Source organism: Streptomyces sp. NPDC033136 (genome assembly GCF_055578235.1).
Window position 1 is genome coordinate 60,661 of record NZ_JBVIPD010000007.1, and the last position, 14,498, is coordinate 75,158.

General features: G+C 70.6%; 16 protein-coding genes and 2 pseudogenes. 13 read left to right on the forward strand and 5 right to left on the reverse strand.

The genetic code is table 11. The annotated features are described in order from the left end of the window. Positions 1–143: 143 nt before the first annotated feature. The 9 genes from ACZ5TL_RS15245 (at position 144) to ACZ5TL_RS15285 (ending at position 8,616) form a co-directional block, all read left to right on the forward strand. A complete protein-coding gene (locus tag ACZ5TL_RS15245; protein WP_468590112.1) occupies positions 144–419 on the forward strand; it encodes a hypothetical protein in 276 nt (91 codons plus the stop codon). A gap of 50 nt (positions 420–469) precedes the next feature. Next, entirely contained in the window at positions 470–706 is a 237-nt protein-coding gene (locus ACZ5TL_RS15250; RefSeq protein WP_468590113.1) for a hypothetical protein, read from the forward strand. 92 nt (positions 707–798) lie between these two features. After that, entirely contained in the window at positions 799–999 is a 201-nt protein-coding gene (locus ACZ5TL_RS15255; RefSeq protein WP_468590114.1) for a hypothetical protein, read from the forward strand. A 140-nt stretch (positions 1,000–1,139) separates the two neighbouring features. Then, positions 1,140–2,183, forward strand: coding sequence for an NUDIX hydrolase (locus ACZ5TL_RS15260; protein WP_468590116.1), 1,044 nt, complete (start codon positions 1,140–1,142; stop codon positions 2,181–2,183). Between the two features lie 304 nt (positions 2,184–2,487). Beyond that, a complete protein-coding gene (locus tag ACZ5TL_RS15265; RefSeq protein WP_468590117.1) occupies positions 2,488–3,519 on the forward strand; it encodes an ABC transporter permease in 1,032 nt (343 codons plus the stop codon). Positions 3,520–3,596: 77 nt separating this feature from the next. After that, on the forward strand, positions 3,597–5,282 hold the full coding sequence (locus tag ACZ5TL_RS15270) for an ABC transporter substrate-binding protein (RefSeq protein WP_468590118.1): 1,686 nt from the start codon (positions 3,597–3,599) through the stop codon (positions 5,280–5,282). A gap of 78 nt (positions 5,283–5,360) precedes the next feature. Next, positions 5,361–6,353, forward strand: a complete 993-nt coding sequence (locus ACZ5TL_RS15275; protein ID WP_468590120.1) for an ABC transporter permease — start codon at positions 5,361–5,363, stop codon at positions 6,351–6,353. 32 nt (positions 6,354–6,385) lie between these two features. Continuing rightward, the gene (locus ACZ5TL_RS15280) at positions 6,386–7,483 is read left to right on the forward strand and encodes an ABC transporter ATP-binding protein (protein WP_468590121.1); all 1,098 of its coding nucleotides are present in this window, start codon (positions 6,386–6,388) and stop codon (positions 7,481–7,483) included. Between the two features lie 26 nt (positions 7,484–7,509). Continuing rightward, complete coding sequence (locus tag ACZ5TL_RS15285) at positions 7,510–8,616, forward strand: ABC transporter ATP-binding protein (RefSeq protein ID WP_468590123.1); 1,107 nt, start codon at positions 7,510–7,512, stop codon at positions 8,614–8,616. 4 nt (positions 8,617–8,620) lie between these two features. Here ACZ5TL_RS15285 and ACZ5TL_RS15290 read toward each other — a convergent pair whose 3' ends face one another. Together ACZ5TL_RS15290 and ACZ5TL_RS15295 are read right to left on the reverse strand one after the other, a co-directional pair. Continuing rightward, the gene (locus ACZ5TL_RS15290) at positions 8,621–8,878 is read right to left on the reverse strand and encodes a hypothetical protein (protein WP_468590125.1); all 258 of its coding nucleotides are present in this window, start codon (positions 8,876–8,878) and stop codon (positions 8,621–8,623) included. Between the two features lie 62 nt (positions 8,879–8,940). Beyond that, positions 8,941–10,296, reverse strand: coding sequence for a M20/M25/M40 family metallo-hydrolase (locus ACZ5TL_RS15295; RefSeq protein ID WP_468590127.1), 1,356 nt, complete (start codon positions 10,294–10,296; stop codon positions 8,941–8,943). Positions 10,297–10,487: 191 nt separating this feature from the next. Here ACZ5TL_RS15295 and ACZ5TL_RS15300 point away from each other — a divergent pair, with 191 nt between their 5' ends. Then, positions 10,488–11,729, forward strand: coding sequence for a geranylgeranyl reductase family protein (locus tag ACZ5TL_RS15300; RefSeq protein WP_468590129.1), 1,242 nt, complete (start codon positions 10,488–10,490; stop codon positions 11,727–11,729). Here ACZ5TL_RS15300 and ACZ5TL_RS15305 read toward each other — a convergent pair. After that, positions 11,713–12,162: a nitroreductase family deazaflavin-dependent oxidoreductase gene (locus ACZ5TL_RS15305; protein WP_468590130.1), complete on the reverse strand. Its 450-nt coding sequence runs from the start codon at positions 12,160–12,162 to the stop codon at positions 11,713–11,715. The two genes, ACZ5TL_RS15300 and ACZ5TL_RS15305, sit on opposite strands and share 17 nt — an antisense overlap. A gap of 156 nt (positions 12,163–12,318) precedes the next feature. On the opposite strand from ACZ5TL_RS15305, the gene ACZ5TL_RS15310 reads away from it, so the two are divergent. Further along, positions 12,319–13,032 (forward strand): TetR/AcrR family transcriptional regulator, encoded by a 714-nt coding sequence (locus ACZ5TL_RS15310; protein ID WP_468590131.1) that lies wholly within the window; start codon positions 12,319–12,321, stop codon positions 13,030–13,032. A gap of 25 nt (positions 13,033–13,057) precedes the next feature. After that, positions 13,058–13,165 (forward strand): annotated as a pseudogene (locus tag ACZ5TL_RS15315) (DNA-binding response regulator); the annotation flags it as partial. Here the strand turns inward: ACZ5TL_RS15315 and ACZ5TL_RS15320 are convergent. Next, positions 13,129–13,413, reverse strand: a complete 285-nt coding sequence (locus ACZ5TL_RS15320) for a DUF6332 family protein (RefSeq protein WP_468590132.1) — start codon at positions 13,411–13,413, stop codon at positions 13,129–13,131. The pseudogene ACZ5TL_RS15315 and the gene ACZ5TL_RS15320 overlap by 37 nt on opposite strands. 119 nt (positions 13,414–13,532) lie before the next feature. Between ACZ5TL_RS15320 and ACZ5TL_RS15325 the strand changes: the two are divergent. Then, a pseudogene (locus ACZ5TL_RS15325) lies at positions 13,533–13,706 on the forward strand (MarR family winged helix-turn-helix transcriptional regulator); the annotation flags it as partial. Positions 13,707–13,712: 6 nt separating this feature from the next. Here ACZ5TL_RS15325 and ACZ5TL_RS15330 read toward each other — a convergent pair. Then, positions 13,713–14,444 carry a maleylpyruvate isomerase family mycothiol-dependent enzyme gene (locus ACZ5TL_RS15330; protein WP_468590133.1) on the reverse strand — a complete coding sequence of 244 codons (732 nt, stop codon included), beginning with the start codon at positions 14,442–14,444 and terminating at the stop codon, positions 13,713–13,715. Between the last annotated feature and the right edge of the window lie 54 nt (positions 14,445–14,498).

Sequence of the window (14,498 nt, forward strand, 5' to 3'; positions counted from 1 at the left end):
GCGCTTCCGCTCGGGGCCGTGAGGCGAGCACGTCGAGGCTCCCCCCACGGCCCCCGTTTTCGTACATAAAGTGCGAAAAGGTGAATATCTGTGCGTCCTCGGGGGCACTCCGTCTCCTGATCCCCCACAGAACGGAGCCACTGATGATCATCAAGAAGATGCACGAGATGGGCGTCCGCAGCGAGCACGCCTACATCGCCGCCATGGCCTCCATCGGCCTCAGTGTCGTCGCCTGGGCGGGCTCCCTGAAGATGGAACCCGGCACGAACGTCGCCCGCGCCGACCGCTGGGGCATTTTCGTCGGCGAGTGGGCGCCCACGTTCTTCGGGCTCGGACTCGCGCTGTCCCACTACGAACAGCACGACGGCACGCTCACCGCCGACGTCCACGAGCTCCGCCGGACGCAGCAGGCCAGCTGAACGGCCCACCCCGGCGAGCGCCCGGCGCCGGTCTCGCGCACGCTGGTGCCATGGCGTCCGCGAAACCCGTCGTGGTCTACCCGCCCGCTGCGGACGGCGGCCGGCGGGTCCGCGTGGACGACCAGTTCCTCGGGATCGCCTACGGGCCGCTGGACATCGCCGAGTTCCTGCGGCGGGCCGGGATCGAGGACGCCGACGAGGCGTACGTGGCGGCCTCCGGGCTGATCGAGTGGCGCGGCGGCGGCCCCGGCACCTGGGGCAGCGGCCGGGACGGCGACTCCGCGTGAGGCCGTTCGTCCCCCATGCCGCCGCGTGCCGTTTCCCGCCCGGGGGCATGCCACTGCGTGACCCCGGAGCGGGTCCGGCCGTTGTGCCGGGCATGAAGAAGCGCAGCATGCTCGCCATCGCCTCCCTCGCCACCGGCTTCGTCGTCGCGGCGGTCACCCCGTCGCACGCCCTCGGGGAGAGCCTCGGCACCCTCAGCGTGGACGAGACCCTCAAGTCCCTCGACGAGACGGTCGCCAAGGACAGCCTGTCCCTGGACCGTGAGGACGGTGCCCAGAAGAAGGACAGGGGCTGACGAGCCGCTCCCGGCCCACGGCGCCGGCGCTCCCGCACAAGGGGGCGTCGGCGCCGTCGTCATGCGCCCTCAACTGCGGCTGGTTTCCGTGGCAGGGTGGAGCGGGCAAGCCTCAGGGGGCCAACAGAAGAGGGGGACCTGTGACCGTCGTCTGGATCAACGGCGCGTTCGGTGCGGGGAAGACCACCACCGCACAGGAACTGATCGAACTGATCCCGAACAGCACGCTTTTCGACCCCGAGGTCATCGGCGGAGCGCTCCGGTACCTGCTGCCGCCGAAGCACCTCGCCGAGGTCGGCGACTTCCAGGACCTGCCGATCTGGCGACGGCTCGTGATCGACACGGCGGCCGCGATACTCGCCGAGCTCGGGGGGACGCTCGTCGTCCCGATGACCCTGCTGCGCCAGGAGTACCGGGACGAGATCTTCGGCGGCCTCGCCGCACGCAGGATTCCGGTCAGCCACATCCTGCTCGCCCCGGCCGAAACGATACTGCGGGAGCGCATAGCGCAGCGCGAGGTTCCGCCGGACCTCCCCGACGGCGAGATGCGAATACGCCAGTGGTCCTTCGACCACATCGAGCCGTACCGGGCCGCGCTCGCTTCCTGGCTCACCGCCGACGCCCACCCGGTCGACACCAGCGGCCTCACGCCGTACGACACCGCCGTCCGGATCGCCGAGGCCGTGCACAGCGGCTCCGTGCCCGTCTGCGACATCGTCCAGACGCCCGAGCCCACCGCCGAGACGGTCGCCGCCGGTGTACTGCTCTTCGACGAGCAGGGCCGGGTACTGCTCGTCGACCCCACCTACAAGGCCGGCTGGGAGTTCCCCGGCGGCGTCGTCGAGCCCGGAGAGGCGCCCGCGCGGGCCGGTGTGCGCGAGGTCGCCGAGGAGACCGGCCTCCACCTCGACGAGGTGCCGAGCCTGCTCGTCGTCGACTGGGAGCGTCCCGCACCCCCCGGCTTCGGCGGCCTGCGGCTCCTCTTCGACGGCGGACCCCTCGACTCGGCGGAGGCGGGACGGCTGCTGCTGCCCGGCCCGGAGCTGCGCGACTGCCGGTTCGTCACCGAGGAGGAGGCCGCGGACCTGCTGCCACCGGTGCGCTACGAGCGGCTCCGCTGGGCACTTCGGGCGCGGGAACGCGGAGCGGCGTACTACCTGGAAGCCGGGACACCCGTCGGCTGACGCCTGTTTCAGCCGGGCTCTTTACCCTGCACGGGGGATTCCGGGGGAAAAGCAAAAGAAAACGACGGCGGCGCCACGGCCAAGCAGTGCCCAAGGAATCTCCCGCACTCCTTCACGCGGCGGGTCATCGCATTCCCCGATTTCGTCAACACTTTCCCATGACCGCAAACAATCCCTTTTCTCACCCCTGCGCGGCTTGACCGGACTCGCACGGCATTGCGAAAGTCCGCAGAGTCTCACGGCGGAAATCACGACCGCCACTTCAATTTCCTTGCCCCAGGGGCAGATCCGGGATGTCCGTACGATGACCACGCAACACCAGCCGGCCGACACCGGCGGCGGCACCGCGCTGCCGGCCGGGCCGCCGACGCAGGACCCCAGACGCGGCGGCACGGTCGTCGCCGGCCGCTCACCTGCCCGCATGGCATGGAAGCGGATCAGGCGGGACAAGGTCACCATGGCCGCCCTGGCGGCCACCCTCCTGTTCATCGCGATCGCGCTGCTCGCACCGGTCCTCACCACCCTGACCGGCTGGGGACCGATCACCCCCGACAACAGGGCGATCAACCCGGACACGGGCAACTTCCCCTACGGTTCGCTCGGCGGTGTCAGTGCCCAGCACCTGCTCGGCGTCGAACCGGGCACCGGCTACGACCTGTTCGCCCGCATCGTCTACGGTCTGCGCACCTCCCTCTACGTGGGGTTCGCCTCGGCCCTGCTGTCCACCGCGGTGGGTGTCGTGGCCGGGCTCGCGGCCGGTTACTTCGGCGGCTGGGCCGACTCCCTGCTGTCCCGGGTCATGGACGTGATGCTGGCGTTCCCGCAGCTGCTGTTCATCATCGCGCTCACCCCCGTCATCCAGAACGCGCTGCAGACCGACAGCCACGGCGGCACCGACGAGAACCTCCGGCTGCTCGTCCTGGTCCTCAACATCGCGGCCTTCGCCTGGGCTTACACCGCCCGCCTGGTCCGCGGACAGGTACTGTCCCTGCGCGAGCGGGAGTTCGTCGACGCCGCGCGGCTGATGAGCGCCGGGCGGCGGCACATCCTCTTCCGGCAGCTGCTGCCCAACCTGTGGGCGCCGATCCTGATCTCCTTCGCGCTCGCCGTCCCGCAGAACATCACCACCGAGGCGGCGCTGTCGTACCTGGGCGTCGGCGTCATCCCGCCCCACCCCGACTGGGGCGCCCTGCTGTCGGACGCCTCCCAGTTCTTCCTCCAGGACCCGACGTACCTCTTCGTGCCCGGTGTCCTGCTCTTCCTGCTGGTCCTGGCGCTCAACCTCCTCGGGGACGGCGTCCGGGACGTCCTGGACCCCCGCGCCCGACGCGGCTGACGCAGCCACCTCCCGAGTATCGGCCCGGCGGTCCCACGAACGGCCGCCGAGCCCGTAGCGAGAACGGAGTTTCCTCAATGACGCGCAGCACGCGCAGATCGCGCACGGTCGCTCTCACGGCCTCCGCCTTGATGATCGCCCTGGGGGCCACCGCATGCGGAGGGTCCTCCAGCGACAGCGGCGGCAGTGACAGCGGCACGCCCGGCAAGGGCGGCACGCTGACCGTCCTGAACAAGGCGGACTACGACCACCTCGACCCCCAGCGCGTCTACACGACCGAGGGCTCGAGCATGGACCAGGAGATCGTCCGGGACCTGACGGGCTGGGACGAGACGGGTTCGAAGCCGAAACTCGTCGGCGACCTGGCCACCGACACCGGAACGCCGTCCAGGGGCGCCACGGTCTGGACCTTCCACCTGCGGCACGGCATCAAGTACCAGGACGGCACCGAGGTCACCGCACCCGACGTCAAGTACGGCGTCGAGCGGTTCTTCTCCTCCGACATCAACGGCGGCCCGCCCTACGCGGCCCAGTGGCTCGTCGGCGGCGCCGACTACAAGGGCCCGTACCAGGGCAGGGAACTCGACTCCATCCAGACACCGGACAAGTACACGATCGTCTTCCATCTGAACCAGCCGGTGGCCGACTTCAACGAGACCACCTCGATGACCGGCTGGGCGGCCGTGCCCAAGGCCCATGACACCGGCTCGACCTACGACACCAAGGTCTGGTCCGACGGTCCGTACATGATCAAGTCCTACACCAAGAACAAGGAACTCGTCCTCACCCGGAACACGCACTGGTCCCAGGCGACCGACCCGATCCGGCAGCAGAACGTCGACGAGATGGACGTCAGGTTCGGCCAGGACGAGTCGGCCATCGACCAGCAGATCAAGGCCGACGCGGGAACCGCCCAGACCTCGATCCAGCAGTGGCCGATCGCGGGCTCCGACCTCTCCCAGCTCGCCAACGACCCTTCTTTGAAGAGCCGTTACTACAAGATTCCCGCGCCCGGTATCAACTACCTGGCCATCAACACCACCCGAGTCAATGACCTCAAGGTCCGCCAGGCGATCGAGTACGCCATCGACAAGACCACGGTCCGCGGCGCCTTCGGCGGCTCCGCGTACGGCGACTACGCCACCACCATGCTCAGCCCCGGCATCGGCGGCTACAGGAAGTTCAACCCGTACAGCGCCAACCCGGCGGGCAACCTCGCCAAGGCCAAGGAAATGATGAGGCAGGCGGGCAACCCGAAACCCACCCTGTCGATCGCCGTGGAGAACACCCCCACCGAGGAGCACTTCGCCGACGCCTTGAAGACCGCGCTGGAGCACATCGGCATCCACGTCAACATCTCCCCGATCGACGCGTCGAACTACTTCAGCACCGTCAACAACACGAAGAACCAGTACGACCTGACCTGGGGCGACTGGATCGCCGACTGGCCGAACGCCTCCACGGTGCTGCCCACCCTCTTCGACGGCCGGCTGATCAGGAAGAACCCGCAGTCCAACCAGGACCTGTCCTACCTGAACGACCCGAAGGTCAACGCGCTGATCGACAAGGCCGCCAGGATGACGGACGTCGAGCAGCGCAACGCCACCTACGGGCAGACCGACCAGCAGATCCTCAAGGACGCCGCCGTGGTCCCGCTGATGTACATGAACTTCAGCGACATGTCCGGCTCCAAGGTCGGCGGGGTCATCCCCGACACGATCCTGGCCGAGCCCAGCCTGGTCCACGTCTACATCAAGCACTGACGGAACCGTCTCCACCGCACCCCGCCGGCGGCTCCGGCCGCCGGCGGGCAGCCCACTCACGTCAGGTCCCGGCACACCATGTTTCGTTACCTCATCAGACGCCTCCTGGCAGCGGTCGTCATCATGCTGGTGATCACCACGATCACCTTCTTCATCTTCTTCGCGCTGCCGTCCGACCCCGCACTCCTGGCCTGCGGAAAGACCTGCTCGCCCTCCCGCCTCGCGGAGATCAAGCACTCGCTGGGCCTGGACCAGAGCTACCTGACGCAGTACTGGGAGTTCTTCAAGGGGCTGCTCGCAGGCCGTGACTTCGGCGACCAGAGCGTGCGCATCCACTGTGGCGCGCCCTGCCTCGGCGTCTCCTTCCAGACCGACACACCCGTCCTGACCACCCTGCTGTCGGACTTCCCGGCGGACCTCTCCCTCGGCCTCGGCGCCGCGGTTGCCTTCCTGGTCCTGGGCGTCGGCCTCGGCACCGTCGCCGCGGTGCGCAGGGGCAGGGCCGCCGACAAGGCGGCGGTCGGACTCGCCCTGTTCGGCGTGTCGGTGCAGATCTACTTCATCGGCCTGCTCCTGCTGTACCTCTTCGTCGACAGGTTCCGGATCCTGCCGACCTCCGGCTACACGCCGATCACCGAGGACCCGGCCGGCTGGTTCAAGGGGCTCATCCTGCCGTGGGTCACCCTGGTCATCGTCTACCTGGCGATGTACACCCGCCTCACCCGCTCCTCCATGCTGGAGGTCTTCGCCGAGGACTACATGCGCACCGCCCGCGCCAAGGGCCTGCCCGCCGGCAAGGTCGTCCTCAAACACGGCCTGCGGGCCGCCGTCACCCCGGTCATCACCATCTTCGGCATGGACGTCGGCTCCCTGATCGGAGGCTCCGCGGTCATCACCGAGTCCGTCTTCGGCATCAACGGCATCGGCAAGCTCGCGGTCGACTCCGTTCTGAACTCCGACCTGCCCGTCATCCTCGGCACCACGCTCTTCGCCGCGACGTTCGTCGTCCTCGCCAACGTCGTCGTCGACCTGGTGTACGGCCTCGTCGACCCGCGCGTGCGCCTCGCCTGAGCCCGTCCCCGTCCCCGTCCCTAGGAACACCCGTGTCCGTTCAGACCTCACCGCAACCCGCGGACGTCACGCCCGCGCCCGCACCCTTCCTCGACGTACGCGACCTGAGGGTGCACTTCCCGACCGAGGACGGCCTCGTCAGGTCCGTAGACGGCGTCTCCTTCACCCTGGAGAAGGGCAGGACCCTCGGCATCGTCGGCGAGTCCGGCTCCGGAAAGTCGGTGACCTCGCTGGCCCTGCTCGGACTGCACAAGGGCACCTGCGCCCGGGTCTCCGGCGAGATCTGGCTGGAGGGCAGGGAACTCGTCGCCCTGCCCGAGGCCGAGATGCGCGCCCTGCGCGGCCGCACGGTCTCCATGATCTTCCAGGACCCGCTGTCCGCGCTCCACCCCTTCTTCACCGTCGGCGCCCAGATCGCCGAGGCCTACCGCGTGCACCACAAGGTCTCCAGGAAGGAGGCGCAGGACCGCGCGGTGGAGATGCTGAAGCGGGTCGGCATCCCGCAGCCCGAACGCCGGGCCGGGGACTACCCGCACCAGTTCTCCGGCGGCATGCGCCAGCGCACCGTGATCGCCATGTCCCTGGTCTGCGACCCCGCCCTGCTCATCGCCGACGAACCCACCACCGCCCTGGACGTCACCGTCCAGGCGCAGATCCTGGACCTGATCCGCGACCTGCAGGAGGAGTTCGGCTCCGCCGTCGTCATCATCACGCACGACCTCGGCGTGGTCTCCGACATCGCCGACGACATCCTGGTGATGTACGGCGGCCGCAGGATCGAGTACGGCACCACCCGTGACGTCCTGGGGCAGCCCCAGCACCCTTACACCTGGGGTCTGTTGCGGTCGATGCCGCACCTCACGGGCGATGTCGGCGAACGGCTCGACCCGATCCCCGGCACCCCGCCGAGCCTGATCAACCTGCCGGCCGGCTGCTCCTTCCACCCGCGCTGCGCCTGCAAGGGCTGGGTGCCCCAGGGCCGTTGCACCGGGGAACGGCCCGAACTGCGCCTCGTCCCCGGCACCGAACGGCACATCGCCGCCTGCCACCTCACCGACGAGGCCAAGCAGGAGATCCGCGGCGGGGCCCGCCCGGAGGGCCACGCCGGAACCGCACGGACCGCGCAGTGACGGCGTTCGACGGAAGGGAACATGCCGTGAGCCCCACCGCCCAGCCCCTCACCGGGCAGACCACCGACCGCCCCACCGGCGAGAACCTCCTCGAAGTGCGCGGTCTGCACAAGCACTTCCCCATCCGGCAGGGCATCATCGTCCAGCGGCAGGTCGGGGCCGTCCGCGCCGTCGACGGCATCGACTTCTCCGTCGGGCCGGCCGAGTCGCTGGGCCTGGTCGGCGAATCCGGCTGCGGCAAGTCCACCACGGGCCGCCTGATCACCAGGCTGCTCGAACCCACCGGTGGCACCGTCGTCTTCGACGGCGAGGACATCACCCACCGGTCTCCCGGGCGGATGCGGGAGGCGCGCCGCAACCTCCAGATGATCTTCCAGGACCCGTACTCCTCGCTGAACCCCCGGCACACCGTCGGCACCATCATCGAGACGCCGATGCGGCTCAACGGCATCAAACCGTCCCAGGGCCACAAACGACGCGCCCAGGAACTCCTGGAGACGGTCGGACTCAACCCCGAGCACTACAACCGCTACCCGAACGAGTTCTCCGGCGGCCAGCGCCAGCGCATCGGCATCGCCCGCGCCCTCGCCCTGCGGCCGAAGCTGATCGTGGCCGACGAACCCGTCTCCGCGCTGGACGTCTCCATCCAGGCACAGGTCGTCAACCTGCTCCAGGACCTCCAGAGGGAGTTCGGCATCGCCTTCGTCTTCATCGCCCACGACCTCGCCGTCGTGCGGCACTTCTCCGAACGCGTCGCCGTCATGTACCTCGGCAAGATCGTCGAGGTCGCCGGCCGGGAGTCCCTCTACACCCGGCCCCGGCACCCCTACACCCGCGCTCTGCTGTCCGCCGTCCCCGAAGCCGACCCGGACGCCACCGAGCGGCGCGAGCGCATCCGGCTGGCCGGGGACGTGCCCTCACCGATCGACCCGCCCTCCGGCTGCCGCTTCCGCACCCGCTGCTGGAAGGCCCAGGACAGGTGCGCCACCGAGGAACCGCGGCTGGTGCGCGTCGAGGGCAGCCCCCCGGGCCACCGCACCGCCTGCCACTTCCCCGGAGAGCCCACGGTCGCCGCGCGCGAGGAGGACATCGTCCTGGACCCGGCGCTCGCGGAGGCGAGGCAGAGCCCCTGATCGCTCAGGCGTCCGCCAGGGACCGCAGCGCCCGGTCCGCCCGCCGCGTCACCGGATCCCCGTGACCGAAGCAGGCGACGTCCGTGCCGAGGTCCGCCAGCCTCCGGCAGGCGGCACGGACCTCCGCGCGGTCGAGGCTGAACACACCCGGCATCACCGTGCCGTTCCGGCGTCGATCAGCGTCACCGTCGCGCCAGAGGTAGGCCTGGCCGACCGGGAACCGCAGCAGGTGCAGGCGGGGGAGCGGCTCGATGACGTCCATGGGACGACCGCAGCAGAAGGCCCCCGTCCGAGGACGAGGGCCTTCTGCTGCGGGCAGAGCGGTCAGCTCGCCGCGTAGGCGCGCAGGAACAGCGCCTCCGCCACCGACAGCCGCTCCAGTTCCTCGGGGGACACGCTCTCGTTCACCGCGTGGATCTGCGCCTCCGGCTCGCTCAGCCCGATGAGCAGGATCTCCGCACGCGGATAGAGAGCGGCGAGCGTGTTGCACAGCGGTATGGATCCGCCCTGCCCCGCGTACTGCATCTCCTGCCCCGGGTACGCCACCGCCATCGCCGCGGCCATGGCCTGGTACGCCGGGCTGGTGGTGTCGGCGCGGAACGGCTGCCCCTCACCGATCTGCTCGGTGCTGACCCGCGCACCCCACGGCGTGTGCGCCTCCAGGTGCGCCTGGAGCAGCTTGGTCGCCTCGCCCGCGTCCACCCCCGGCGGCACCCGCAGACTGATCAGCGCCCGGGCACTCGCCTGCACGGAGGGGGTGGCGCCGACGACGGACGGGCAGTCGATCCCGATCACCGTGACGGCCGGGCGCGCCCAGATCCGGTCGGCGACCGTCCCGGACCCGATCAGCTCCACACCGTCCAGCACCTTGGCGTCCTGCCGGAACTGCTCCTCCTCGTACCGCAGCCCCTCCCAGGCCGCGCCCCCGGTGAGCCCTTCGACGGTCGTCGAACCGTCCTCGGCGCGCAGCGAGTCCAGGACCCGGATCAGCGCGGCGAGCGCGTCGGGCGCGGCACCGCCGAACTGGCCCGAGTGCAGGTTGCCCGCGAGCGTGTCGATCCGCACGCGGACCATGGTCATACCCCGCAGGGTGGAGGTGACGGTGGGCAGCCCGACCCGGAAGTTGCCGGCGTCGCCGATGACGATCGTGTCCGCCTCCAGCAGCTCCGGGTGTTCCTCGGCGTACCGTTCCAGACCGCCGGTGCCCATCTCCTCGGAGCCCTCGGCGATCACCTTGACGCCGACGGGAACGCCGCCGTTCGCCTTCAGCGCGCGCAGCGCCAGCAGATGCATGATCAGACCGCCCTTGCAGTCGGCGGCCCCACGCCCGTACCAGCGCCCGTCGCGCTCGGTCAGCTCGAACGGCGGGGTCGTCCAGGCGGCCTCGTCCAGCGGCGGCTGCACGTCGTAGTGGGCGTAGAGCAGGACGGTCTTCGCACCCGCCGGGCCGGGCAGGTAGCCGTAGACCGACTGCGTGCCGTCGGGGGTGTCGAGCAGGGCCACGTCCTGAAAGCCCTCGGCGGTGAGCGCGTCCGCGACCCAGCGGGCGGCGCCCTCGCTCTCGCCCCTCGGGAACTGGTCGAAGTCCGCCACCGACCGGAAGGCCACCAGTTCGGTGAGCTCCTCCTTCGCCCTGGGCATCAGCGAGGCGACGGTCTCGGCGACCGGATTCGACGACATGGGCACGCTCCTCGTGGGTGCGACGTTGTACGGATGCGTACTTCTCGGTACGCGGTGATCGTGCGGATGCGGGCGTGTCCCGGTGTAGGGGCCACCCACGTCGCCGATCCTCCCACAGCGGCCTGCGGTGACCGCCGCCGTAGGATGCTTGAGACAGCGGCAGGCGGCTTGATCGGGAGCAGTAGACCATCGTGAGCAGCGAGAACTCTTCGGCGGACGACGTGCGGCACGTGTGGGACGTCGTCGTGGTGGGCGCGGGACCCGCGGGCGCTTCGGCCGCGTACGCGGCGGCGGTCGCCGGAAGACGCGTGCTGTTGCTGGAGAAGGCGGAGCTGCCGCGCTACAAGACCTGCGGCGGCGGCATCATCGGCCCCTCGCGCGACGCCCTGCCGCCCGGCTTCGAGCTGCCGTTCAGGGACCGGGTGCACGCGGTGACCTTCTCGAACAACGGCCGCTTCACCCGGACGCGCCGGTCCAAGCACATGCTGTTCGGGCTGATCAACCGGCCCGAGTTCGACCAGCAGCTCGTCGAGCACGCGCAGAAGGCGGGTGCCGAGCTGCGTACCGGTGTCACGGTCCAGCGGGTCGAGCAGCACGGCTCGGCGGTGCCGGACCGGCGCACGGTCGCCGTGGTCCTGCAGGGCGGCGAGGTGCTGCTCGCCCGGGCCGTGGTCGGTGCCGACGGCAGCGCCAGCCGCATAGGGGCGCACGTCGGGGTCAAGGTCGACCAGGTGGATCTCGGCCTGGAGGCGGAGATCCCGGTGCCGGAGACCGTCGCCGAGGACTGGAAGGGGCGGGTGCTCATCGACTGGGGCCCCATGCCCGGCAGTTACGGCTGGGTCTTCCCCAAGGGCGACACCCTGACCGTCGGGGTGATCTCGGCGCGCGGTGAAGGCGCCGCGACGAAGCGGTACTTGGAGGAGTTCATCGGGCGGCTGGGCCTCGCCGGCTTCGAACCCAGCATCTCCTCGGGGCACTTGACCCGCTGCCGGGCCGACGACTCGCCGCTGTCGCGCGGGCGGGTGCTGGTGTGCGGTGACGCGGCCGGACTGCTGGAGCCGTGGACCCGCGAGGGCATCTCCTTCGCGCTGCGCTCCGGCCGGCTCGCGGGGGAGTGGGCGGTGCGCATCGCCGAGGCGCACGACGCGGTGGACACGCGCAGGCAGGCCCTCAACTACGCGTTCGCGGTCAAGGCCGGGCTCGGTGTGGAGATGAGCGTCGGCAAGCGGATGCTGACGGCGTTCGAGCGCCGTCCCGGCCTGTTCCACGCGGCGCTGACGGGCTTGCGCCCCGCCTGGAAGGCGTTCAAGGACATCACGCAGGGTTCGACCTCGCTGGGCGACCTCGTCCGCACGCATCCGCTGGCCCAGCGGGCGCTGACCGCGCTGGACCGCCGTCCCGCCGCGGGCGGCGAGGTCAGTTCGTCGGAATGATCTCGAAGACCGGGTGGTCGGGGGCGACGCGGCGCAACTGGTCGTCCGTGGAGTCGGGGCCGACGCCGTTGAAGAAGACCCCGACCTCCGCCTTCCAGCGCTTGAGGTAGGCGCGCAGGATCGGTGCCTTGGCGTCGTCACCCACCTCGGTGGCGGTGAAGGTGTCCACGCGCTTGCCGAGGTGCAGCTCGCCGCCGCCCGCGGCGCGCATGTTGTGCGTCCACTGGACGTGGCCGCGGGGGGCGACCAGGTACTGCCTGCCGTCCAGGGTGAGCAGGTTGACCGGGGTGGTGCGCCACTGGCCGCTCTTGCGGCCGCGGACGGCGAGGACACGGGAGCCCCAGACGCTGATGCCGCGGCGGGTCAGCCAGGCTACGAGACGGTTGAAGACGTTGACGGTGAACCAGCCGGGCTTCTGGACGTGCGTGGACATGGAGTCCCCTTTGTGATCGCCGGGGAGCGGTGCTCTCTTTTGCGAGCACTGCTCTCGCTTTGGCTGATGCCAGTCTGCATGAGATCCGTGCGCCCAAGCAAGAGCACCGCTCTCGTTTGTGTGCACTGCTCTGCTTTCGTGGCACACTTGGCCCGCATGAGCACCGCACACGGAGCCCGTGCCCGGGCCAGGACCGAAGTCACGGCGGCCATCAAGGACGAGGCCCGCAGGCAGCTCGCGGCGGAGGGCGCCGCGAAGCTCTCCCTGCGGGCGGTGGCCCGCGAACTCGGTATGGCCTCCTCCGCGTTGTACCGCTACTTCCCCAGCCGTGACGACCTGCTGACCGCGCTCATCATCGACGCCTACGACTCCCTGGGCGAGACCGCCGAAGCGGCCCACGAGGCAGCCGCCGATACCGGTCCCCTACAGCGCTGGATCACGGTGTGCGAGGCAGTGCGCGGCTGGGCGCTGGCCCACCCCCACGAGTACGCCCTCATCTACGGATCGCCCGTCCCCGGCTACACCGCACCCGACACGACCGTCCCGGCCGCCGCCCGGGTCGGGCTCCTGCTGATCGGCATCGTGCGCGACGCCTACCAGGGTCTCGGTCTGGCCCGGCCCGCCCTGCCGGCCGACCTGCGACCGGAGGCCGAGCGCATGGCCGCCGACCTTGCCCCGGACCTTCCGCCCGAGGTGGTCACGGTCCTCGTCGCCGCCTGGGCCCAGCTGTACGGGCTGGTCGGCTTCGAGCTGTTCGGGCAGTTCAACCGGGTGGTGGAGGACCGGGAGACGTTCTTCCGGCACGCGGTGGGACAACTGGCCCACGGGGTGGGGCTGGTGTATCCGCAGCGGGGCCCGGTGCCGCGCTGACCGTTTCCCCTGAGGTTTCTCTCACGCGAAGACCCACGGAAGCCGCACGATGGTGCGGCTCGGCGCCCGCGACCGGGCCCGACCGGTCGCGGGCGCCTACGAGTCGGGGCTGGTGCGGCCGCGCCGGCTGGGCTCAGCCGCGCTGCTGAACCGGAGCAGCACACTCGCGACCCGGGCGACGAAGAGCACGGGTGCGAGCACCAGCCCGGCGCGCAGCAGCAGGTACTCCGGCGTGTCCGGCAGGTCGAAGAGCAATGCGGGCCCGGCCACGGCCCCGAAGAGGACCGCCGCCGCGAAGGCCGCACTGCACAGGGCGTACCCGATCTCGACGGTGATCGCATCTCGTTCGGCTTGCGTACGCCGTCCCCCGTTACTGGTCATACGGCGAGTCAAGCAGGGGTGTGCCCGGCGGGGCAAGGCAGCCCGCCGGGCACACGGCCCGGGGCGGGTCACCCTGGGAGCGTTCAGCGAGGCAGGAAGTCAATCGAGTCGGAGCGCGCTGTCTGTCGCGGCTGATCGCCCGGCTGGAGAAGGAGGAGCTCGTCGCGCGAGGCATGTTCCCCGGGGACTGGCGGGGCGTGAAGGTCGCGCTCACGGCGAAGGGGCGCGCGCAGCACGGTGAGGTGCTGCCCGTGCGGCGCGCGGTGCCGGCTCGGATGCCGGCGGACGGCTGAGCCCGGTCAGATTCCTGATGTCTCCCGCCACAGCTCGGCGAGCGCCCGGTCGCCGGTGACCGACGGCAGGGGAGCCCGGTTCCACAGCGCCAGGTACAACTGCTCTGCCGGGCCGGACAGTTCGCACTCGGCGTCCCCGGCCTCGCCGCGTGTGGTCACGGGCGGTTCCGGGGACAGCCGTACGGTCCACACCGCGCCGGTGTCGTCCGTGCGTACGCGCAGGAAGCGCGGCTCGGGCGTGCGGACCCGGCTCCTGGGGCGGGCGTGGAAGCCGAGCAGGAGTTCGTCGATGCCGTCGGTCGCGAAGTCCGGGCGGACGGTGGTGGTGGTGCCGCCGCCGCGGGCGGACTCCGCGTCGAGGCGGTGCACCGCCGTCTCGTGTGCCTGCCGCCGGGTCCAGAAGGCCAGCGGGGACGGCGCGGGCAGGAAGGTGAAGCACTCCACGTCGGGCGAGGCGCCGGCCAGCGTGCCGACGAGGTGGCGGTGGCTGTCGCGGTACCAGGCCACGAGTTCCGCGCCGTCGAGGCCGGCGGGTTCGGCCAGGGGACGGCGTTCGGTGAGCCCCTCCGCCACGTAGGCGGCGGCCCAGCGGTGCACCGCGCCCGTGTGCCGCAGCAGGTCACGCACCTGCCACTCCGGGCACGTCGGCACTTTCGCGTCCGTCCCGGCCTCCTCGGCGGCCGCGGCCAGCAACGGGCCCTCTGTCTCCAGCACATGAAGGAACTCGGCGGTCTCCATGGAGCGAGTCTGTCGTATGGAGCACGCTCCAAGCACCGGAATTTCCCGGGGGAC

Excerpts from the sequence above, each read along its gene's own strand:
- ACZ5TL_RS15245 (WP_468590112.1), top strand. The coding sequence starts at position 144 with ATGATCATCAAGAAGATGCACGAGATGGGCGTCCGCAGCGAGCACGCC.
- ACZ5TL_RS15250 (WP_468590113.1), top strand. The coding sequence starts at position 470 with ATGGCGTCCGCGAAACCCGTCGTGGTCTACCCGCCCGCTGCGGACGGC.
- ACZ5TL_RS15255 (WP_468590114.1), top strand. The coding sequence starts at position 799 with ATGAAGAAGCGCAGCATGCTCGCCATCGCCTCCCTCGCCACCGGCTTC.
- ACZ5TL_RS15265 (WP_468590117.1), top strand. The coding sequence starts at position 2,488 with ATGACCACGCAACACCAGCCGGCCGACACCGGCGGCGGCACCGCGCTG.
- ACZ5TL_RS15270 (WP_468590118.1), top strand. The coding sequence starts at position 3,597 with ATGACGCGCAGCACGCGCAGATCGCGCACGGTCGCTCTCACGGCCTCC.
- ACZ5TL_RS15275 (WP_468590120.1), top strand. The coding sequence starts at position 5,361 with ATGTTTCGTTACCTCATCAGACGCCTCCTGGCAGCGGTCGTCATCATG.
- ACZ5TL_RS15290 (WP_468590125.1), bottom strand. The coding sequence starts at position 8,878 with ATGGACGTCATCGAGCCGCTCCCCCGCCTGCACCTGCTGCGGTTCCCG.
- ACZ5TL_RS15295 (WP_468590127.1), bottom strand. The coding sequence starts at position 10,296 with ATGTCGTCGAATCCGGTCGCCGAGACCGTCGCCTCGCTGATGCCCAGG.
- ACZ5TL_RS15305 (WP_468590130.1), bottom strand. The coding sequence starts at position 12,162 with ATGTCCACGCACGTCCAGAAGCCCGGCTGGTTCACCGTCAACGTCTTC.
- ACZ5TL_RS15310 (WP_468590131.1), top strand. The coding sequence starts at position 12,319 with ATGAGCACCGCACACGGAGCCCGTGCCCGGGCCAGGACCGAAGTCACG.
- ACZ5TL_RS15320 (WP_468590132.1), bottom strand. The coding sequence starts at position 13,413 with ATGACCAGTAACGGGGGACGGCGTACGCAAGCCGAACGAGATGCGATC.
- ACZ5TL_RS15330 (WP_468590133.1), bottom strand. The coding sequence starts at position 14,444 with ATGGAGACCGCCGAGTTCCTTCATGTGCTGGAGACAGAGGGCCCGTTG.